The following is a 21,998-nucleotide window of genomic DNA, read 5'->3' as shown; positions in this document are numbered from 1 at the left end:
AGTCGAACCGGAAAAGGTGTCACGTACAATGTATGATCTGATCGGTGATTTGCACGGTCACGCGGATGAACTGGAGCAACTGCTGCATCGACTGGGGTATCGGCAAATCTATGGCGTTTATCGCCATCCTGAGCGAAAAGTGCTGTTTCTCGGTGATTTCATTGACCGTGGACCGAAGATTCGTGAGGTGCTGCAGATCGTCCGGTCAATGGTCGAAGACGATGCGGCGCTGGCGGTGATGGGAAACCACGAGTGGAACGCACTCGCCTATCACACAGAAGATCCCGAGTCTCCCGGCGAATTCCTCAGGCGGCATACGCCAGGAAATGTGCAGCAGATCAGTCGCACGGTGGATCAACTGAGTCCCGCTGAACTTTCATCATACCTCGAATGGTTTCGGACGTTGCCGATGTGGCTCGACCTGGAGGGCCTGAGAGCGATTCACGCGTGCTGGGACGATTCTGCGATTGCGGTGGTGCAATCGGCACTGGCTGAGTCTGGCGGCGTGACAACGGACTTCCTGAAGCCGGCCTCGACGACCGGTGCGGAACTCTATTACGCCGTCGAAGTCATTTTGAAAGGGAAGGAGGCCGCCCTGCCCGACGGGGTCTCATTCCTGGACAAGGATGGTTCTTCGCGCGTGCATGTCCGGACACGCTGGTACCTGTCGCCGGTTGGCCACACGTATCACTCGTATGCCTTCGAAACTGCGGGACTGGACTGCCACCATCCTCTGGAAAACACCACGATCGCGCAATCCATGCCTTATCCGACAACGGCAAAGCCCGTGTTCATCGGCCACTACTGGCTGCCGCACAAGCAGCCTCAGATCCTGACAGACAATGTCGCCTGCCTGGATTTCAGCGTGGCTAAAGGGGGATTCCTCTGTGCATACCGGTGGGATGGCGAAGAGAAGCTGAGTAACTCCAATTTCGTTCGCGTCGATGTGGAGGAGTGAGCCTCCACACAAACGCGATCCGAACTTAATCCTCCGCTCGGCCATCATCACTCATTTTCACGATGAGCGGGTCGAATCGCGCGACCGTTTCCACCAGATCCTGCTGATCCTGCATCACGTCAAGGATATTCTTGTAGGCGTAGGGGACTTCGTCTGCTCCTGCGGACAGAACCCGCACACCTTTGTTCTCCAGATCTCGCTGGACGGCTCGCCAAGAGTATTTCTCACGTGCTGCGGTGCGACTCATGCGACGGCCCGCGCCATGCGAAGCGGAATTCAGACTCGCCGGATTCCCTTTACCACGGACAACAAATGCCGGATCAGCCATGGAACCGGGGATGACTCCCAATACACCTTCCCCCGCGGGGGTGGCTCCTTTACGGTGCACCACGACGTCGCGCCCGTTGTGGTTCTCGATCCACGCGAAGTTGTGGTGATTTTCGACGCCAGCAATGATCTTTCCACCCACGATGAGTGAAACAAGTCGGTGGATGACGTCGTGGTTCGCAGCGGCGTATTTCCCCATTAACGTCATCGCAGCCCAGTACTCCTGACCTGCTTCACTGTCGAGGTCCAGCCATGCCAGCCGACCGAAGTCGACGTATTGGCGAGGCAATAGAGCTCGAGCGATGTTGCTGTAGGTATCGCAAACGGACGCACCGGTTCCGCGGCTTCCGCTATGGCTGAGCAGGGCAACGTACTCCCCTTTTTCCAGTCCTAACTGTTCGTCTCGTTGCTCAAGTGTGAGTCGTCCAAATTCCACAAAATGATTTCCGGACCCGGATGTTCCGAGCTGCTTCCACGCCTTGTCCCGGTTTTCGCGCGTCACTCGAGAAACCGTCCAGTCAGCGTCCATGACCGCGTGCTGCTGAGGCCGCTCGTGGACGGATCCAATTCCAAATCGTGTCCCTTTATCGAGGGCATTCTTGAAGCGATAGAAATTGGCGTCCAATTCCGTTGTCGGAATATCGAGGATCGACAGCTTCATGCGGCACGCGATATCCACCCCGACGGCATAAGGGACCACGGCATTTTCCAGTGCCAGAACCCCCCCAATCGGCAGCCCGTAACCCAAGTGCGCGTCAGGCATGATGGCGGCGCCGACCGCCATGGGGAGTGCACATGACTGACGCATCTGTGCGTGGCATGCCGCATCGATTTCCCGTCCCCAGACTTGATATTCAATGGGGGCGGGGCGAGTGAAATTCGCGTGCTCGATGATTTCCCGGGCGAGCCGACCGAAGTACGGATGTGCGACGAAATCCGATGGCTCCGCCAGCACGCTGCTGATCAACTTCTTGATTTCCCGCCCGCGCAGCGCGTCTTCCTGCACGGCACGTTGAATTCCTTCAATGGCCGCGCCGATGCAGAGGTCAGAGACCCCAAGTTTGCGAAGTTGTGTTGTGTTCATTGCGAGTACTCCCTGATGACGGGTTCGAGACACGACTCGACCGCATCTGGTTACGATAAATTCGTGCGACTTTTCACGACCAGTCAAAAATGTTCAGACCGTCGTCGAATGGTCCCTTGCTAAAAGCTGTTTGAAAATGCTGCTTCAAGTTCGAACGAACTACGCGGCTGTCGATGGATCATTACCGCGATCTTCATTCGTTCGGGTTGGATTAACGGGATTGCGACAGTGAAACATCTCAAGACTGAGAATTCCTTAAAATTCCGTATCTCATCCTGACGTATCAAGCGTTGCCTCTCGGTCTGCGTACGGATAGTTTATGGCGGATCGTGATCATCTTCGAATCATTCTCATCTCAGGATGTACACCGAATGCGGATTGGCCGTCTCACCCCTTCGTTCCCTGACCCCAGCCCAGATTTGATCCGCACAAACAATTTTAGCAAGATTTGGCGGAAGAGTTTTGCGCATTGTGCCCTTGTATTTGTCTCCCTTTTCTTGTTTTCCAGCGGTCTTAACGCCCAGGATGCGACTCATGCAGCGGTGGGGGAAACGGCACATGACGAAGCAACGGAAACCGCTCATCCTGAGGGAGCGGCAGCGACCCATTCAGGCGGCAGCGAAGCCACTCTGGTACTGCCCGATCTCAATGGGGCGAGGTTTCTTTTCAATTCGGTCGGCGGACGAGACCTGCTGTGGCTGGGACTGATCGTCTCCGTGGGAGGGATCGTTTTCGGTCTGGCTGCCTCGTCTCAGCTCAAGAATCTTCCCGTGCATTCGTCGATGCGAGAGGTTTCTGAGCTGATTTACGCAACCTGCAAAACCTATCTTCAGACTCAAGGGAAGTTTCTCTTCACTCTGTGGCTGTTCATTGGGGCGGTCATCATCGTTTACTTCCGTTACGTGGAAATGCTGGAGTGGTCAAAAGTCGCGACCATTCTGGGCTTCAGCGTGATCGGAATTCTCGGAAGCTACGGGGTCGCCTGGTTCGGAATTCGCGTCAATACGTATGCCAATTCACGGACGGCCTTTGCCAGTTTGACCGGCGCTGCGTTCCCTTGCTATGCGATTCCGCTGAAGGCAGGCATCAGTATCGGCATGCTGCTGATCAGCGTTGAACTGCTGCTGATGCTGATCATTTTGATGTTTATTCCCGGCAATTACGCGGGCCCCTGTTTCATCGGCTTTGCCATCGGCGAATCGCTGGGTGCTGCAGCACTTCGCGTCGCGGGCGGGATCTTCACCAAGATCGCCGATATCGGCGCTGACCTGATGAAGATCGTATTCAAAATTAAAGAAGACGACGCAAGAAACCCTGGTGTGATCGCTGACTGCACTGGCGACAACGCGGGTGATTCAGTGGGACCTTCGGCCGACGGATTTGAAACCTATGGTGTGACGGGAGTGGCACTGATCACCTTCATCCTGTTGGCGGTGAAGGATCCGACAGTGCAGATCCAGCTTCTGGTCTGGATCTTCATGATGCGTGTGATGATGGTCGTCGCATCCGGGTTGTCCTACTTCATCAACGAACAGCGAGCTGCCAGGAAGTATTCTTCGCTTCCCAGCTTCAACTTTGAAGATCCCCTCACTTCGCTGGTGTGGCTCACCTCTCTGATCTCCGTCGCACTCACCTTCATTGTGTCGGCGGTGCTGATCCCTTCCCTGGGTGGTGATACGACTTTGTGGTGGAAGCTGTCCATCATCATCACCTGTGGTACGCTGGCAGGAGCGATCATTCCCGAAATCGTCAAGGTCTTTACTTCAACCGAATCGGCCCACGTGAAGGAAGTTGTAACGTCGTCAGGTCAGGGAGGTGCGTCGCTGAATATCCTGTCGGGTCTGGTCGCGGGGAATTTCAGTGCATACTGGCTGGGGATGGTCATCCTTGCCCTGATGACCACTGCGTATCTGATTAGCCTGCGAATCGGTGAGCAGATGATGCTGGCCCCCGCCGTTTTTGCCTTCGGTCTGGTCGCGTTCGGCTTTTTAGGGATGGGGCCCGTGACCATTGCCGTCGATAGTTATGGACCGGTGACTGACAACGCTCAGTCTGTATTCGAACTCTCGACAATCGAGTCGTTGCCTGGGATTTCTCAGGACTTGGAAGCAGACTTTAAGTTCATTCCCGACTTTGAGCGTGCCAAGGAGAATCTCGAGAAGAATGACGGGGCGGGCAACACGTTCAAAGCGACTGCGAAGCCCGTGTTGATCGGCACTGCAGTGGTTGGGGCGACGACCATGATCTTTTCGATCGTACTCAGCCTGACCAATGGGCTTCAACCCGAGTTGCTGGTCAATCTGTCAATACTGTACCCACCTTTCCTTCTCGGTCTGATTGCGGGCGGAGCTGTAATTTACTGGTTTACGGGTGCATCAATTCAAGCAGTCACGACCGGTGCGTACCGCGCTGTAGAGTTCATCAAGCGGAAGATCAAACTCGACGACAGTGTTAAGAAGGCTTCGGTAGAGGATAGTAAAAAGGTCGTCGAGATTTGTACGAAATACGCTCAAGAGGGGATGTTCAATATCTTCATGACGGTCTTCTTCTCAACTCTCGCATTTGCTTTTATAGAACCGTACTTCTTCATTGGATACCTGGTTTCGATTGCGCTTTTCGGGCTGTATCAGGCCATCTTCATGGCCAATGCCGGGGGAGCCTGGGATAACGCCAAGAAACTCGTCGAAACCGAACTCAAGGCCAAAGGGACAGAACTGCATGACGCTTGTGTCGTGGGGGATACCGTCGGCGATCCGTTCAAAGACACCTCGTCAGTTGCCCTGAATCCGATCATTAAGTTCACGACTTTATTCGGTCTGCTGGCCGTTCCTCTAGGCGTGTCGATGAACGCGCAACTCGGCAGCGTGGTAACGACCCTCATCTCGTTGACACTGCTTGCCATTTCGATGGCGTTTGTGTATCGCTCGTTCTATGGAATGCGGATCCACGTCGGTGAACCGATCGAAGAGTAACTTGCAGATCGCATTGGATGAGCGACGGGGGCTGGATTGGTTAAGATCATCCAGCCGGCGGCGGATGTAGAGACGGTCGCAAGGGAGGTTGGCGCAGTCGAAATTCTGAATTTCTGTTGAAATGATTTTTCATTGATTGCTGATCGCCTTAAATCGAGTTGATTCCATGTCCGCCGCATCGTCTGAAATTCCGTTACCCTCCCCTTATGTGCGAGGTCCGCTCTGGTTCACTCTCCAGATGATCCTGCAGAATTTTTTCTGCTTCTGGCTTGGATACCGTGCAACTGGCTATCACGCATTGGAAAAAGAGAGTGGCGCGCTCATTCTGGCGAACCACCAGAGCTTTCTCGATCCCCTGCTGGTAGGACTGCCACTGCATCGTCCCATCGGTTTTCTGGCTCGGGAAACGTTGTTCAAAGTTCCCGTCGTGGGGTTCATCCTGCGAAAAACGCATGTGATGGCGATCAACCAGGAAGCACCGAGTTCCACGAGCTTGCGAGAGACCGTTCGGGCTCTGCAGCATGGCTTCCTCGTGGGAATTTTTCCCGAAGGGACAAGAACTTACGACGGTAATCTGAGTGCATTCAAACCTGGATTTGCTGCGGTGATCCGCCGGGCAAAGCGACCGATTTATCCGGTCGGGATTGCAGGTGCCTATCAGGCGCTACCTATTAAATCCTGGTTCATTAAGCCGACGCGAGTTCGTGTGGTGTTCGGCAAACCGATCACAGTCGAGGAGCTTGAACCGTTTACGCAGCGCGGACAAGATGCCGCACTTGTTGCCCTGGTGCGTGAGCGCATTACGGCCTGCTGCGAGGCGGCCGAAGGATGGCGCAAGACGGGGCAGCCACCGAAATCGCTCCCTTAATCTCCGTCGGCGAATGCGTTCAACTTTCAACTTTCAACTTTCAACTTTCGACTTCGATCTGAGAACCAGAGGATAGCGCGGTTTCGAATGCGATCGTCGAACCTCGGTTTTCTGCGCTCCCTCGATTCTGGTGGATCGGTCGGACGGTCGTCACAACCAAGTCGCCGCAAAATCAATGGCGTACTGGTTGATCATCAGAGTCAGTTCGTGGACGGCTCGTTCAGCGATGCACGCACATGGCTAAGTTTTCAAGACACGCGGCGATGATGCTTTGAATTTCAGCCCGTGCACGAATCTAACCACGTCGATGAGTCAGCTGCTCGATCTTGCCGGTCGTGCTGGTTAGGGAAAATTTACCACAATTCGACTCGCGTCACCCGGCACCCGTTGCCGAACAAACCATTAGGCTTGTTTACGCAGACATTGGTTTAAGCGCCTGCTGGAAGGGGGCTCTCCAATGTGCAAGTCTTGCCCAGTGTCCTCAGTTTTTCTATCTGACTAGATCGCGATGGAAGACTGCAGATATCACGAGGGGGGTATGACGAGGTCGCTGCGGATGGGCGGGGTTCCTCATCTTGACTGGATTGCCTGTTCTCGATACGTTCGCAGCGCGCAGGAATCATTTCGACGGGGGCTGTCGCGGAAGGAGCGTCGCGGTATGGAGCACCGGTTGCTGCCGAGTTAGACCGCTTGGACTCGAGAAAGTATCACACGCTCCGTTGCTTGGAAGCGGGCAAAAGAGCGATCGGTCCACTGAAGCAAGGCAAGGACGCCGATGGCTGGATTTCATACACACATCACCGTCAGCACTCTCGTTGGAGCAGGCTATGCCTACTTCGGAGCGACGGCCCTGGAACTGCCCATCTCGACTTGCCTGATTGGCGGAGGACTCTGTTCCATCTCGGGGATGATGCCCGATCTCGACAGCGATCGAGCGGTTCCCGCGCGCGAGACACTCAGTTTCCTCGCCGCAGTGGCTCCGATGCTGCTGTTCTATCGGTTCGAGTACGAAGGACTTCCCACAGAGCACATTCTGCTGTTCGGTGCACCGCTCTATCTGCTGATCCGATTTGGATTCGGCGAAATGTTGAAGGTGACGGTCCACCGGGGAATGTTTCATAGTATTCCGGCGGCTTTCATCGCGGGGCTGATCGCCTATCTCATCTGCGATACCGGGATCAGTCTCGGACGCGAGTTCAAAGGCTTCGGAGCGGTCATCGGGTATCTAGTCCACTTGATTCTCGATGAGATGTGGGCGGTCGAGGTCCGCACGGGCCGAATTCGCTTCAAGAAATCATTTGGAACGGCCCTAAAACTGTTCGGCAATGTGGGAAGTGCGAACTCAGCCACGTGGGCACTCTTGATTGGTCTGACGATTTTTGCGGCCAATGATCAGGGGCAGCCCGACATTGTGGCTCCGTTCCGGTACGAGGATCCGCAAAAGCTGGTTCCGACGGACACCCCTTTCTATTCCACACAAGCGATTCGAAACGTGAGTGCGCCGCGAAGTTCCCTGATCTTCCGTCAGTCTTCGCAGCCACATCGGGATCAAAGACCTCACCGGGATATTGGATATTAACGGCAGCCTATGGAGCGGGCATCGCAATGACGGCGCTTCCGGGCAGGCCATTGGAGCGATCAGAATCGCCTTCGTCGTGGACGATTAGTCGAGAGCAAGGATTGAGATCATGACGGGATTGGGCGGGGTCACAGTATACGACGGGGTGATGGCGCTAATAGTCTTATTCACCACGGTGCATGGCTTCTGGAAAGGAGCCACATGGCAGATCGCGCCCATTATGTCCCTTGTTCTGGGCTATATGGTCGCAATGCCCATGTCCGTGACGATGGCTCACTACTTTGGTGATCCTCCGCAGAACCGGTTGTTTGCTCTGGTCACGATCTATATCGCCGTCTCAATGGTGGTGTATCTGCTGGTGCGATCCTTCCGTGAAGGGATTGAACGAGCGAAGCTGACGGAACTCGACCGGCACCTCGGGGCGTTGCTGGGGGCCCTGAAAGGGGTTCTGCTGACGCTTTCCATCACCGTAATCCTGATTATCTATTCGACGGTCGCCCGAGACCTGATCCTCAAGTCCGAGAGCAGTACGATCGCCGCGAAGATCATCAACGCCGTCTATCCAATCCTCCCCAAGGCGATGCATCAGATTTTGCGGCCTTATCTGCGTCAGTTGGACAACGAATTGCCGCTCGACCTGAATGTTGATGATGACGGCCAATTGAACAATACGCTTCTGCCGGAGCGTCGTATGTCGTTGACTCCGACAAGTTCGGCGACCGGTACATCGACCGGTTCGGGACGCTCAAGCTTTGATGATTTCCTGCCCGATTCACGCACTCGGGATGAGGGCGACGACGATGACGACTTGTATGGGCTGCCTCCGGCCCGTACACCGCGTCGCTCAATCGTGCCTGTCGAAGAATACGATTCACGAAGTATTCGTGAGGCGGCAACGCGTACCGACCGTCGCCCCGCGAGTCAGTATGACTATGACTTCGTTGAACCCCCTCCGCGCGGGCAGCGACCCCTGGTGCCCACACCGGCCGATGCGGATGACGACGATCCGTTCCTTCCGAAACGGCGCTAACCCAGCCTATTCTTAATTGCTCCGGGCGGTTCACGACGTGAACCGCCCGGAGCAATTTTTTCGTGCCTGGCCACGACCAGGAGCAACGCATGGTCGCGCGCTATTGAAGTGTCCTCGATTTCGTCTGCGGAAGTACTCGGCGATTTAACCGACCAGGCCTGCACGGAGTGCAAGGCATTTTCTTTGCGCACTGTGCAGTCTGGGTTGGCTCTGATCGACGCGTGCAGACGAATTCGAGTGGAGAGTCTACTCAGCGATCGTTGGTCTCTGCGATGGATCGCTGAGCCGACGAGGTTAAGCCCCGGTATCGTAAAACTGCCCTCCAGCACGTAGCGCGAGCATGTGCCGATGTCTACAGCGCGAGTACGGGCGGCGGCGAGCCACAGCGGCTCGCCTGCTACAAGGCAGCTCTCTTTGCGGGCCGTTCTGAGCCCGAAGGGGGTTAGTATTTCCAGATAGCCAAATGGCCGGGCGCAGAGATTTGATCCCGCTGGGCCGCGACACACGTTCGAATGTAGCGGTTGTAACGAATTGGTCGACGGCGAAAGAAATACGCAAGTTGCCATTATCAAACGATTTGGGCAGAAATTTCGGTCGAGCAGGAATTATCGGCCTCGTTGAGTTTGATCGTGGGGTAATCCTGTCTAAATCTACGTGTTGCCCGCGTGCAACACTGCTACGCGACTTCTATACTGTATGACTTCAGATTGGCGCACCCACGAATCAGGGCATGTAGATTTCGAAATGCATCACACTTCACAGGTACCGCTCGGGAGCTGGTCTGCGGCCGGCGGTTCAATAGCGATCGACTCCACGTCAGTTTTGGAGGCGGTAAGTGATCTTGATTCGCCACTGATGATCGTCAACACGGTCCAGGGACTCGGTCTCGCCCGTGGCGGTGACGCCCAGTTCGGCTCGAACGCTTCCAACCCCCAATCGTATCCCATCCTGGGAATCGTGCCTCCCGTTCGGATGGAGATGCTGGGCGATGCCACGTTCCGGCAGGACCATGGGCTCCGTTTCAACTATGTCTCCGGCGCGATGGCTGCGGGAATCGGGTCGGCTGAGATCGCAGAAGAAATGTCCCGGCACGGTATGCTCGGAATTTTTGGCTCTGCGGGACTGGGACTCGCGCGGGTCGAAGAAGCCATTGATCGGTTGATTCCCGCCAGCAGACAGACTGTGGGAGCCAGCGACCACCACTCAACTGGCACGACTCAGCGAGTCGGCTTCAATCTCATTCACAGTCCAAACGATCAGGGGTTGGAGAGGGCTGTCGTGGATCTGTATCTGCGGCGGGCCGTCCGACTGGTCGAAGCCTCGGCGTTTCTGGACCTGACGCCCCACGTGGTCCGTTATCGCCTGCATGGGATTCATCGTCGTCCCGACGGCACGATCCACACACCCAATCGTATTATCGCGAAGGTGTCACGAATCGAAGTGGGCTCGAAGTTCTTCGCTCCCGCTCCCGCCAGGATCCTGTCGCAGCTTGTTGAACGAGGTGAGCTGACGGCTGAGCAGGCATTGCTCGCCGAATCGGTTCCGGTCGCTCAGGACATGACAGCAGAAGCCGATTCCGGTGGGCACACTGATAACCGGCCGGCGCTGACGCTGCTTCCAACCATTCTGGCTCTCCGTGACCGGGCTGCGGCGACTTACCGGTTCTCCCAGCCGCTGCGCGTGGGGGCAGCAGGGGGAATCGCCACTCCCGCGTCGGCCGCTGCCGCATTCGCGATGGGGGCAGCCTACATCCTGGTGGGGTCGGTGCAGCAGGCCTGCGTCGAATCAGGAACCTGCGATTCTGTTCGTCAGATGCTGGCGGAAGCAGAGCAGGCGGATGTGACGATGTGTCCCTGTGCAGACATGTTCGAGATGGGGGTCAAAGTGCAGGTCCTGAAGCGAGGAACCATGTTCCCCATGCGGGCTGCCAAGCTTTACGAAGTCTACCGGGTGTTTAAAGGGATCAACGAGATTCCAGCGGGCGAACGGGAATGGCTCGAGAAGAATCTGTTTCGAATAACTCTGGAAGAAGTCTGGCGGCAGACCGTCGACTATTTCAGCACCCGCGATCCGGCCCAGATTGAAAAAGGGGAGCGTGATCCCAAGCATCAGATGGCGCTTATTTTCCGGTGGTATCTGGGGCAGTCCTCGCGATGGGCGAACTCGGGTGAGCCGTCCCGGAAGCTTGACTATCAAATCTGGTGTGGGCCCGCAATGGGGGCGTTCAATGAATGGACTCGTGGAACATTCCTGGCTAAACCGGCGAATCGAAAAGTGGCGACCGTTGCCTGCAATTTACTTTACGGGGCGGCGGTCATGCAGCGATTGACCATGCTACGAACTCAGGGTTTTGGGGTTCCTCCCGAGGCTGCCCGCGTCGAACCGCAAAGTCCTGAAGTGCTTCGATCGCGTTTCGGATTTTGAGGCGAGGCTGAAAACCTCGCTCTTCACTGCATCTCATTTCCTTCTGGTCTGACAGGTCTTATGAATCGTCAACAATCCCCGAATGAGCCCTCTGCCACTCAGCCGCCTCTCGCGATTGTGGGAATCAGTGCCCTGTTTCCCAAGGCTGCCAGTTCTGAGGAGTTCTGGTCAAATATCCGTCGTGGAGTAGACGCCATTACCGAGGTTCCTGCCTCGCACTGGAGCCCCGATGAGTATTTCGATTCAAACCAGAAGACACCCGACATGACGTACGCGCGACGCGGCGGCTTCCTGTCGCCTCTGGCGTTCGATCCACTGGAGTTCGGTATCTCTCCTAACAATCTTGAGGCGATCGATACAAGTCAGTTATTGGGGATGGTGGGGGCCAAGCGAGCACTGGAAGATGCTGGTTACGGCGCGGGGCGCAAGTTTGACCGGTCTCGGGTGGGATGCATTCTGGGTGTCACGGGAACACTGGAAATGGTGATTCCTCTTGGTGCTCGACTCGGTCACCCTCGGTGGCGTAAGGCGCTCAAAGACGCGGGCGTCGCTGATGACGTGGCCAATGACGTTGTTGAACGGATTTCCCAGAGCTACGTCCCGTGGCAGGAAAACTCGTTCCCGGGTCTGCTGGGCAATGTCGTTGCCGGACGAATTGCAAACCGGCTGGACCTGCACGGAACCAACTGCGTGGTCGATGCTGCGTGCGCCAGTTCGCTGTCTGCCATTCACCTTGCCGCGTTGGAACTGTGGACGGGGCGAAGCGATATGGTGGTCACTGGAGGGATCGACACCTTCAATGACATCTTTATGTTCATGTGCTTCAGCAAGACCCCTGCATTGTCGCCGACGGGTGATTCGAAACCCTTTTCAGACGAGGCAGACGGGACGATTCTGGGTGAAGGGGTGGGCATGGTCGTGCTGAAGCGACTGGCCGACGCCCAGCGGGATGGGGACCGGGTCTATGCCGTTCTGAAAGGGATCGGAACGTCGAGCGATGGAGCGGGGAGTGCCGTCTACGCGCCCAAAGCAGAAGGACAGATTCGTTGTCTCAAGGACGCCTATCGCGTTGCAGGGGTCTCGCCCGACACGATCGAACTGGTGGAAGCACACGGGACGGGAACGAAAGTCGGCGATGCAACCGAGGTCACCGGCCTGATCGACGTCTTTAAGTCGTCAGGACGACAGGGGACCTGGTGCGCCGTGGGGTCCGTCAAGTCGCAGATCGGGCACACTAAGGCGGCCGCAGGTGCCGCTGGGGTGCTGAAAGCGGTTCTGGCGCTGCGTCATCGAGTGCTTCCTCCAACAATCAAGGTCAATCGCCCTCCCGCAGCCATGCTGGAACCCGGTTGCCCGTTTTATGTGAACACAGAAGCCCGGCCGTGGTTGAAATCAGACAAGCATCCCCGCCGTGCCGGTGTCAGTGCGTTCGGCTTTGGGGGAAGCAACTTCCACTGTGTTCTGGAAGAATCGCCGCAGCAATCGGACGAGGCAGAATGGGACGGCGATGTGCAGGTAATTGCCCTCTCTGCCCCCAGCGTCAATGACCTGCTGGGTGAAGTCCGTACGAAGATGGGATCTCTGGACGGATCGGACTGGCGGCAGGTTCGAGGACTGGGTGCCGCGAGTCGAAGTCAATTCCGGGCGACCGATCCACATCGAATTCTGTTTGTCGTCGAACGAGACAAGACGGACCTGAAAGGGGTTCTCGCCAGTGCGCAGACCATGTTTGAGCGTGCACCCGAGAAAGCGAACTGGTCCACCCCGGACGGCGTCCATTACGGTCGTGGTGCCGCGGCCGGAAAGCTGGGAATGCTTTTCCCCGGCCAGGGGTCTCAATACGTCGGGATGCTGCGAGAACTCGCTTGTCGTTTCCCCGTTATGCTGGATGTGCTCGCCGAGGCGAATGAAGTCTTCGCGAATGCTGTGACGCGGAATGATCAGGCCCCCCCGGACGAACGTCTGACGGATCTGATCTATCCGTATCCCGCGTTTTCGCCCGAGGGGCGTTCGCGGCAAGACAGCGTGCTGCGGTCGACGCAAATCGCTCAGCCTGCGATTGGAGCAGTCAGCCTGGCGGCGCTGGCAGTACTGGACCAGTTTGGTGTTCATCCGGAAGCGGTGGCAGGACACAGTTATGGTGAGCTGACCGCGCTGTGCGCATCGCAACGGTTCGGATCCCGTGCGCTTTATCGGTTGTCCATGCTTCGCGGAACGTTGATGGCAGCGGCCCAGGAAGTGGATGGTGGTATGCTGGCGCTGGGGGCGCCACTAACCCAGATCGAGGCGGCGCTCAAAGAACTTTCGGTCGATCTTGTCGTGGCCAATCACAACAGTCCGACTCAGGTCGTCCTGTCCGGTCGCGTTCCCGAAATCGAGCGAGCCACGGAACTCTTCGCTCGTCGAAATATCCGGGGCAAGAAGTTGTCGGTCGCTGCGGCCTTCCATAGTCCGCTGGTGGCGTCTGCCAGCCGAGCATTCCGACCTGTTCTGGATGAAGTCGAGTTCGCGCCGTCTCGCATGCCGGTATATGCAAACAGTACTGCTGCTGAATACCCCGCAGATCCGAATGCCGCGCGGGATTTGCTCGCGGCCCAGCTCGCCCGGCCGGTTAACTTTGTCAGCGAAGTGGAACGGATGCACGCCGACGGGGTCCGCACGTTCCTGGAAGTAGGTCCCGGTGGGGTGCTTACGGGACTGGTGAATTCCATCCTGCAGGGGCGTGAGTACCGTGCCGTCGCAATCGATTCTTCCGGTGGTAAGAGAAGTGGTGTCGTCGACCTGGCCAACGCACTGGCGCAGGTCTCCTCCGTCGGGCACTCCGTTCGGTGGGACCGCTGGGATCCGAACGGCAAAGCCGCATCCGCTCAGACTGAGTCGCGGCGAATGACCGTTCCGATTACCGGTGCCAACTACGTCAAACCACGCGCACCAATTCCGCCCCGAGCGACGGCTGCCTCTGGGGAAACCCCACGACAGCCTGAACAGCCACCACACAAGGATTCCAAGGGATCGGCCACGATCGCTCCGCTGCCAGCGGTGGAAGCGCCGACCTTGCCGCAGCCGACTCCGCAGGCCATCGTCGCGCCTCGCGCGGCAGCCCCCAGCGTACCGAGCCCGGTCCCCGCTGCGGCTCCCGTTTCATCCATGTCCTCTGAAGTCAGTCCGCCGATGAAGTCCACTCGCCCCGCCATTGCAGAGAATCTGTCCAGCGTCGCCAGAAAGTCGCGTGACGCGAGTTCGCTGGCGACGATTCAGCAGTTGCTCGAAGCGATGCAACGGATTCAGACGGAAACCACCCGGTTGCATCAGCAGTTTCTGGAAGGCCAGGAAATTGCGTTCAAGACATTCGAGCGTTTGGCGCTGGGACAGGTCGGCGGTGAGATGGCGTCAAAACAGGCACCGAATTCTCCGCGTCCCGCTGACACCCGTGCTCCCCTGATTCCGACGCGCGCGGAACAGTTGACGAGGGAAGCATCGGCGACGGCCTCGGTTCAGCCACCCGAGGCTCGCACCGTCACGTCCGAACCTCGACCAGCGAAAGTCGAATTGCCATTGCCCGCTGCGGCTTCCCTGCCGCCAGCCGTGCCGCCGGCTTTTGCGGCTCAGCCGAAGAGCGTGACTCCGCCCGTCGGCCAACCGTCGGTCAGTGCATCCGTAGCGGCTCAGTCCGCCCCGGCTCAGCAGTTTAAGGCCGCACCTGAAGCGAAGTCTGTTCCCGTTTCCGCCCCAGTGAACGAACCTGCTGCTCGTTCTCAATCTAATGAAGTGATCTCTCGACTCGGGTCAACGGTCCTCGCGGTTGTTTCCGAGAAGACGGGATATCCGACGGAAATGCTGAATCTGGAGATGAGTCTGGATCACGATCTGGGCATCGATTCGATCAAACGAGTCGAGATCCTGGCAACGCTCCAGGAGCGACTGACCGACCTGCCCTCGTTTCAGCCGGATGAACTCGGGGCACTGCACACACTTCGCGATGTTGTGATTCTTGCTGAAGCGAGAACGTCATCCGCTCTTCCAACCTCACCCGCAGTGGGGCAGCCGCCCACGGTTCCGATGCAGGAACTGGCCCCGGTCGAAACTCCCTTGCCACAGTCCCGATTGATCGAGTCCAGCGGCTCGGACCTCGCATCCCCGTTGGGACAGACAGTCCTGGAAATCGTGTCGGAAAAGACCGGCTATCCGACCGAGATGCTGAATCTCGATATGAGCCTCGATCATGATCTGGGGATCGACTCCATCAAACGAGTTGAAATCCTGTCAGCCCTTCAAGAACGCGTCCCCGATTTGCCCGCATTTCAGTCTGATGAACTGGGGGCGCTGCACACGCTCCGCGACGTCGTCGGACTCGCTCAATCCCGTTCGGCCGGGGAGAAACCGCACGTCGCCGTGATCGAGCCGCACGCTGGACCGATTGAGGCTGCTGTGCCGCAGACCCCCAATGTGAGTTCAGCCGTGTCGGCACCCGCACCGGCGGCTTCGTCCTCTGGATCGCTGTTGGGGCCGGTTGTGCTGGCCATCGTATCAGAGAAGACTGGCTATCCCACCGAGATGCTGAATCTCGAAATGAGCCTTGATCATGACCTCGGAATCGACTCGATCAAGCGAGTTGAGATCCTGTCGGCGCTGCAGGAGCGGATCCCTGATCTACCCGCATTCCAGCCCGACGAACTGGGGGCGCTGCACACGCTGAAGGACGTGGTGACTCTGGCCGAAAACCGGTCAGGGGGGAGCGGCATCCCGTCCGCTGCCGTTGCGGAAAAAGCCTGTGAACAGTCTGAAACCGAGTCCGTTCCGGCGACTGCGGTCTCGCCAGGAAACGCGATAAATTTACTATTGGGACCCGTCGTGCTCGAGGTGGTCTCGGAGAAGACGGGCTACCCGGCCGAAATGCTCAACCTGGATATGAGTCTCGACCATGATCTGGGTATCGACTCAATCAAGCGAGTCGAGATCCTTTCGGCGCTGCAGGAACGGGTCCCAAATCTTCCCGCGTTTCAGCCGGAAGAACTTGGAGCACTCCATACTCTGCGGGACGTGGTGACGTTGGCGGACGCTCGCACGAACTCATCACGCGGAACTGCGCCCGAGACCACGGGGCCTGTCGGCGCAACTGCTTCTTCTGTGAATGTGACTCCACCGGCCACTCAGAAAAGGCCCGCATCAGAGAAACAGGGATCATTAGAACTTGCACCGATCGTGCTGGCTGTCGTCTCAGAGAAGACCGGGTACCCGAGCGAGATGCTCAATCTGGAGATGAGTCTGGACCATGACCTGGGGATCGACTCGATCAAGCGAGTTGAAATTCTTTCTGCTCTGCAGGAACGGGTACTGGATCTCCCCGCGTTTCAGCCGGACGAACTTGGCTCACTCCATACCCTGCGGGATGTGGTCACACTCGCCGATGCGCGGACTAAAGGAGCATCTGTCAGTGCGGCTTCTGCAGACGTGACAGTCACCCCTGCGAATTCGATTGCCGCACCGGTGGAACCTCTGACTTCGGTGAAGAACGAATCCGCATCGCTGTGGCCGATTGTGCTGGAAGTCGTTTCGGAAAAGACGGGTTATCCGACCGAGATGCTGCATCTCACGATGAGCCTCGATCATGATCTGGGAATCGATTCGATCAAACGCGTCGAAATTCTTTCGGCAGTTCAGGAACGAGTTCCCGATCTTCCCGCGTTTCAGCCGGACGAGTTAGGGGCGTTGCAAACGCTGCATGATATCGTGAGCCTGGCGGAAGCACGGGTCGCAGCGAGCAGTACCGCTGTGGCGACCCTGTCGCCTGTATCCCATGCCGCAGTGAACGCTTCCGCTGTTGTCCAGGTCGTGCCCTCTCCAGCCCCGGCCCCGGTGACCGAACGTCCCTTGGCTGAACGCCAGCTTGTGCCAAGTCCCCGGATTCAGCGCAGCGTCGTCCGACCTGTTGCTCTGGCGGCCGCGTCCGCACGACAAAAGCTCAAGCTGATGTCAGGGGGCGAAGTCTGGGTGACAAATGATGGGTCTGACCTGGCGGCGAAGGTCGCCAGCGAACTGGCGCAACAGGGATTTCGAACGCGCCTAATTGAGCTGGACAATTCCGTGCTTCCCGAAGTGCCTGAAACTCTGGCGGGGCTGGTGGTGATTGCGTCTGCGGGAGGGACAACAGACAACCAGTTATGGTCCGCTGTCCGCTGGCTGCAGCAAGTTGGCCCCGTTCTGCGTCGGAACAGCCGTCATGCAGCGACGTTTCTGGTGACGGTTTCTCGCCTTGATGGACGTTTCGGTTTCGCAGGTTCGCGGCCACTGCAGAACCCCGTCTCCGGCGGACTGGCGGGACTCGCCAAGTGCGTCGCACGCGAGTGGCCCGACGTTGTTGCCCGAGCGTTTGACCTCAGTCATGACTGGTCTTCAAATCAGGTGGCCGCCGCGATGCTCGTCGCCGAACTGGTTCACGAGGGACCCGTCGAAGTGGGGATCACTCCCAGCGGTCTCTTTTCATTGAAGATTGCCGAGCAGACGCTGACCGGCGTCCTGCAGAATCCTCCGATTGACCGCGGTGATCTGGTTGTGATCAGTGGGGGGGCCCGCGGTGTGACTGCGGAAGCGGCCTTCGCGATGGCGCAAGCCTGGAAGCCCCGTATTGCCATTCTCGGTCGGAGTCCTGAACCTGCTCCCGAGCCGGAATGGCTGGCTCGCCTGACGACGGAAGCCGAAATTCGTCAGGCGGTGATTGCTCGCGCTGTTCCCGGTTCAACTCCGAAGGTCATCGGACATCAGGTCCAGCAGATTGTGGCGAGTCGTGAGATCGCACAGCAGTTGCACCGGCTTGCTTCGGTGGGCATCTCTGCGGCGTACTACTCGGTCGATGTGCGCGATGAACAGGCTGTGAAGAAGATCCTGTCACAACTGGAACGTGAGCACGGGCCTGTGCGCGGAATCATTCACGGAGCCGGCGTGCTGGCCGATCAGAAGATCGAAGACAAGACGAAAGAACAGTTTGACCGGGTCTATGGCACCAAGATTGATGGACTGAACGCGTTGTTGAAGGGGGTTGATCCCGAAGAGCTGAAGTTGCTCTGTCTCTTTTCGTCGTACACCGCCCGCTTCGGTCGCGTCGGTCAGCTCGACTATGGAATCGCAAACGAAGTCCTCAACAAGCAGGCCCGGCAGTTCGCGATTCAACATCCGCAGTGTCGAGTGGCGTCGTTCAACTGGGGGCCGTGGGACGGTGGAATGGTTCAGGGGGGGCTGAAGAAGCTGTTCGCCTCAGAGGGAGTTGGTCTGATCCCCCTGCGGGACGGTGCTGAAGCACTCGTGTTCGAGTTCCAGCAGGCGACGAGTCTCCCTGTCGAAGTCCTGATTCTCGCTCCCGTTGAAGAAGGCGCTGCTGCTGCACAGAAATCCGCGACACGGGCTGATCCAGCTCAGGCTCCCGCTTTGAACGGTGTCTCTCCTACCGGCGGGAACGCTTCCCGGAAGGGACAGGATGTCGTCGCCCCTCCACAGTCGTTCACGACGGATTCTCCTGCGGAGATGAAGATCGATTTTGAGCGTGAGCTGGACCTGTCGAAGTATTCCTTTCTCGAATCACATGCACTCGGCGGAAAAGCTGTGTTCCCCGTAGCAATGATTCTCGAGTGGCTGGCCCATGCGGCCATCCATCGAAACCCGGGACTGGAACTCCGCGGATTCAGTGACTTCCGCGTCTACCAGGGGATTCGACTGGGGGCACACCAGAAGTACTCCATCAAAGCGCTCTCCGGAAAAGCGGTGCGACGGGGTGATGTGTTTGTGGTGCCGGTTCAGTTGCTCGGCGAACGTGACGGACGCGAAGTGCTGCACGCGGGTGCGAATGTCGTTCTGGCGGCATCCTATCCCGCCGCTCCCGGAACAACGCCGCCACTGGAAGGGGCAGGATACCCCATGAATCTGACAGACGCGTACGAGCGGAGACTGTTCCACGGTCCTATGCTGCGGGGGCTGCAGACAATCGAGGCCTGTTCGGAGCAGGGGATCACTGTGACGACCCGGACGGCTCCCGCGCCGTGGTCGTGGATGACTGATCCTGTTCGCGGCAGTTGGCTGGCCGATCCGCTGGTGATTGACGGGGCGCTGCAGGCGATCATCCTCTGGTCGCAGGAATTTCGTGGGAAGCCCTGCCTGCCCTGCGCCGTGAAGAATTACCAGCAGTTCCGGCGCACATTCCCTAAGGATGGCGTTCGAATTGTGATCCGAATGCACGAGGCCGCCGCGCAACTGGTTCGCTGTGACGTCGATTTTGTCGATCTGGATGGAGTTCTAGTTGCTCGCATGGAAGGTTGTGAAAGTGTCGCGGATGCATCGCTGACATCTGCTTTTGCAAATAACCGACCGGAATAGGAACGCAAATTGATCTGCCATTTCCTCATTCGTCGTATTGGCCTTCCCGCAATCGCATATCTGCTTGTGGGATCGCTGGTGTGTGCTGCCGAGACTACCAAAGGGCTCTCCGATATCTCGCTGGTCGATGTGGATTACCACATCCAAGGGGAATACGTCGGTTCGGCCCCACTGGGTGGATACTGTCAGCCGGTCGGATTGCAGGTGGTGGCACGCGGGGCAGGGGAGTTTGACGCGCTGCTCTATCGCGGAGGATTGCCGGGAAATGGCTACAATGGCAGCCCAACTTTGAAGTTGACTGGAACATGGGCGGGGAACCGGGTCGTGCTGGGGGGAGAAGACCTCGTTATCGACCTGCAGACCGGCTACGCGGGGGTCGTGAAGAACACGGCGGGGCAGCGATTGAGCTATCTGCAGCCGATCAAAAGAGTGAGTGCCACTCAGGGAGCCTGTCCACCACCCCATGCGATTGTTCTATTTGACGGAACTCATACTGACAGGTGGAACAAGGCGACGGTGACCCCCGACGGACTGCTGGAGATTGGCTGCGAAACAAAAGAGACGTATCAGAACTTCACGCTGCACGCCGAATTTCGCACCCCCTACATGCCCCATGCTCGTGGCCAGAATCGAGGGAACAGCGGCTTCTACCTGCAGAAACGCTACGAAGTTCAGGTGCTGGATTCCTTCGGTTTGCAACCGCAGTTCAATGACTGCGGTTCGCTCTACCGGTTCAAAGCTCCCGACCTTAACATGAGCTTTCCCCCGCTACGCTGGCAGACCTATGACATCAATTTCTGCGCCCCTCGCTTTTCCAGTGACGGACAGAAACTCTGCAAAGCCCGCATCACGGTCCGACACAACGGCGTCGTCATCCACAACCAGTTAGAGCTTGAGAATAAGACCGGGGGAGGCAGTGTCGAAGGCCCGAATCCACTCCCGATCCTGTTACAGAATCATGGCAACCCGGTGCAATTCCGAAATATCTGGCTGATCGATCACGACCGGCCTGTACTGACCTGGAGACAACGATGAGTTCGGCTGTAGAAGCTGTCCCCGCCAAGCCCGCATCCGGCCGGCTCGCGTCTCTGGATGCCTATCGCGGCTTTGTGATGATCTGTCTGGCTGCGAACGGGTTTGGTCTGGCCGCGGCGGCTCGAAACTTCCCGGACTGTTCGATCTTCCAGGCAATCGGTTATCAGTTCGAGCACGTCGCCTGGGTGGGATGTGCCTTCTGGGACCTGATTCAGCCCTCGTTCATGTTTCTCGTGGGCGTGGCGGTCCCCTACTCGCTGACGCGACGTGAAGCTCAAGGTGAATCCAGTGGCAAACTGGTGACTCATGTTCTAATTCGTTCGCTGGTTCTGATTCTCTTGGGGATCTTTCTGTCATCGGGCGGCCAACCTGTCACGAACTTCACGTTCATGAACGTGCTGACGCAGATTGGTTTGGGATATCCGTTCCTGTTTCTGCTGAGAAACCGGGGTCTGGCGATTCAAGTTGCGGCTGCGGTACTGGTACTGGTCGCATATTGGGCCTGGTTTGCACTGACCCCAGTGAAACCCGTAGACGATCCCAAAGACATTCATCTGCCGGAGAATTGGACACTGCTCACCGGGTTTGAAGCTCATTGGCAAAAAAACGCCAATCCGGCAGCTACGTTCGATCGCTGGTTCTTGAATATCTTTCCTCCCGCAAAAGATCCTGCCCGGGAAGCACCCACGACGGTGACGGGAACTGAAGGGGAGACGGACGAAGGGGCGAGTGGTGAATCGGCAATCGAGCCAGCCCGGCCGGGATTGTTGGGACAGATCGGGGCTGTCTTGCGGCGGCTGGTCACGCGTCCGGAACCCTATGTGTTCAACAGCGGCGGCTATCAGACACTGAATTTCATCCCTTCGTTTGTCACGATGTTGATTGGACTGATGACGGGCGAGTTCATCAGACGCAATTCGGGTCAACACGCCAGAGTCTTCAAGGCCCTGCTGACGGGGGGGCTGGTACTGTGCGCACTGGGGTGGGGAATTCACGCGTTGGGTGTCTGCCCGCTGGTCAAACGGATCTGGACGCCAAGCTGGACATTGTTCAGTTCGGGTCTGACGCTGCTCATGCTATCGGGCTTTTACGGCATCATTGATGGTCTCGGCTGGAAAGCCTGGTCATTTCCGCTAGTTGTTGCCGGAATGAACTCCATGGTCCTTTATCTGTCGGGGCAATTGCTGCGCGGCTGGACAGCCGATTTGCTGAAGCGGCATATCAATGACGATCTGTTCAACATCTTCGGTGAAAAGTACGCTCCGATTGTGCAGGCCAATCTGGTGCTGCTCTGTTTCTGGTTGTTCGTTTACTGGCTGTACCGGCAACGCGTTTTCATCAGGGTTTGAACTGTCGA

The 21,998-nt window shown here is 57.6% G+C and carries 10 protein-coding genes; 9 read left to right on the top strand and 1 reads right to left on the bottom strand.

Features of this window, described 5'->3' with window-relative positions:
• Positions 1-28 precede the first annotated feature (28 nt).
• Entirely contained in the window at positions 29-958 is a 930-nt protein-coding gene (locus tag ACGY09_RS04130) for a metallophosphoesterase (RefSeq protein ID WP_397570567.1), read from the top strand.
• Between the two features lie 25 nt (positions 959-983).
• Here ACGY09_RS04130 and ACGY09_RS04125 read toward each other — a convergent pair whose 3' ends face one another.
• On the bottom strand, positions 984-2,369 hold the full coding sequence (locus tag ACGY09_RS04125; protein ID WP_397570566.1) for an RtcB family protein: 1,386 nt from the start codon (positions 2,367-2,369) through the stop codon (positions 984-986).
• Positions 2,370-2,911: 542 nt separating this feature from the next.
• Here ACGY09_RS04125 and ACGY09_RS04120 point away from each other — a divergent pair.
• The 8 genes from ACGY09_RS04120 to ACGY09_RS04085 all read left to right on the top strand — a co-directional run bounded on the left by ACGY09_RS04120 (position 2,912) and on the right by ACGY09_RS04085 (position 21,990).
• Positions 2,912-5,341: a sodium-translocating pyrophosphatase gene (locus tag ACGY09_RS04120; RefSeq protein ID WP_397571845.1), complete on the top strand. Its 2,430-nt coding sequence runs from the start codon at positions 2,912-2,914 to the stop codon at positions 5,339-5,341.
• 166 nt (positions 5,342-5,507) lie between these two features.
• On the top strand, positions 5,508-6,209 hold the full coding sequence (locus tag ACGY09_RS04115; RefSeq protein ID WP_397570565.1) for a lysophospholipid acyltransferase family protein: 702 nt from the start codon (positions 5,508-5,510) through the stop codon (positions 6,207-6,209).
• Positions 6,210-6,984: 775 nt separating this feature from the next.
• Positions 6,985-7,788 (top strand): metal-dependent hydrolase, encoded by an 804-nt coding sequence (locus tag ACGY09_RS04110; RefSeq protein WP_373651458.1) that lies wholly within the window; start codon positions 6,985-6,987, stop codon positions 7,786-7,788.
• A gap of 109 nt (positions 7,789-7,897) precedes the next feature.
• Entirely contained in the window at positions 7,898-8,818 is a 921-nt protein-coding gene (locus ACGY09_RS04105; protein WP_397570564.1) for a CvpA family protein, read from the top strand.
• A gap of 744 nt (positions 8,819-9,562) precedes the next feature.
• The gene (locus ACGY09_RS04100) at positions 9,563-11,242 is read left to right on the top strand and encodes a PfaD family polyunsaturated fatty acid/polyketide biosynthesis protein (RefSeq protein ID WP_397570563.1); all 1,680 of its coding nucleotides are present in this window, start codon (positions 9,563-9,565) and stop codon (positions 11,240-11,242) included.
• Positions 11,243-11,302: 60 nt separating this feature from the next.
• Positions 11,303-19,606, top strand: coding sequence for an SDR family NAD(P)-dependent oxidoreductase (locus tag ACGY09_RS04095; RefSeq protein ID WP_397570562.1), 8,304 nt, complete (start codon positions 11,303-11,305; stop codon positions 19,604-19,606).
• A 9-nt stretch (positions 19,607-19,615) separates the two neighbouring features.
• Positions 19,616-20,641 carry a DUF1080 domain-containing protein gene (locus ACGY09_RS04090; RefSeq protein ID WP_397570561.1) on the top strand — a complete coding sequence of 342 codons (1,026 nt, stop codon included), beginning with the start codon at positions 19,616-19,618 and terminating at the stop codon, positions 20,639-20,641.
• A complete protein-coding gene (locus ACGY09_RS04085) occupies positions 20,638-21,990 on the top strand; it encodes an acyltransferase family protein (protein ID WP_397570560.1) in 1,353 nt (450 codons plus the stop codon). The genes ACGY09_RS04090 and ACGY09_RS04085 overlap by 4 nt, the downstream gene beginning before the upstream one ends.
• Positions 21,991-21,998: the final 8 nt, after the last annotated feature.

The sequence above is a fragment of the Schlesneria sphaerica genome, assembly GCF_044336245.1.
Classification (GTDB): domain Bacteria; phylum Planctomycetota; class Planctomycetia; order Planctomycetales; family Planctomycetaceae; genus Schlesneria; species Schlesneria sphaerica.
Note: the sequence above shows the minus strand (reverse complement) of the source record. Positions and strands in the feature narration are given on the sequence as shown.

Excerpts from the sequence above, each read along its gene's own strand:
- ACGY09_RS04100 (WP_397570563.1), top strand. The coding sequence starts at position 9,563 with ATGCATCACACTTCACAGGTACCGCTCGGGAGCTGGTCTGCGGCCGGC.
- ACGY09_RS04095 (WP_397570562.1), top strand. The coding sequence starts at position 11,303 with ATGAATCGTCAACAATCCCCGAATGAGCCCTCTGCCACTCAGCCGCCT.
- ACGY09_RS04130 (WP_397570567.1), top strand. The coding sequence starts at position 29 with ATGTATGATCTGATCGGTGATTTGCACGGTCACGCGGATGAACTGGAG.
- ACGY09_RS04115 (WP_397570565.1), top strand. The coding sequence starts at position 5,508 with ATGTCCGCCGCATCGTCTGAAATTCCGTTACCCTCCCCTTATGTGCGA.
- ACGY09_RS04110 (WP_373651458.1), top strand. The coding sequence starts at position 6,985 with ATGGCTGGATTTCATACACACATCACCGTCAGCACTCTCGTTGGAGCA.
- ACGY09_RS04125 (WP_397570566.1), bottom strand. The coding sequence starts at position 2,369 with ATGAACACAACACAACTTCGCAAACTTGGGGTCTCTGACCTCTGCATC.
- ACGY09_RS04105 (WP_397570564.1), top strand. The coding sequence starts at position 7,898 with ATGACGGGATTGGGCGGGGTCACAGTATACGACGGGGTGATGGCGCTA.
- ACGY09_RS04085 (WP_397570560.1), top strand. The coding sequence starts at position 20,638 with ATGAGTTCGGCTGTAGAAGCTGTCCCCGCCAAGCCCGCATCCGGCCGG.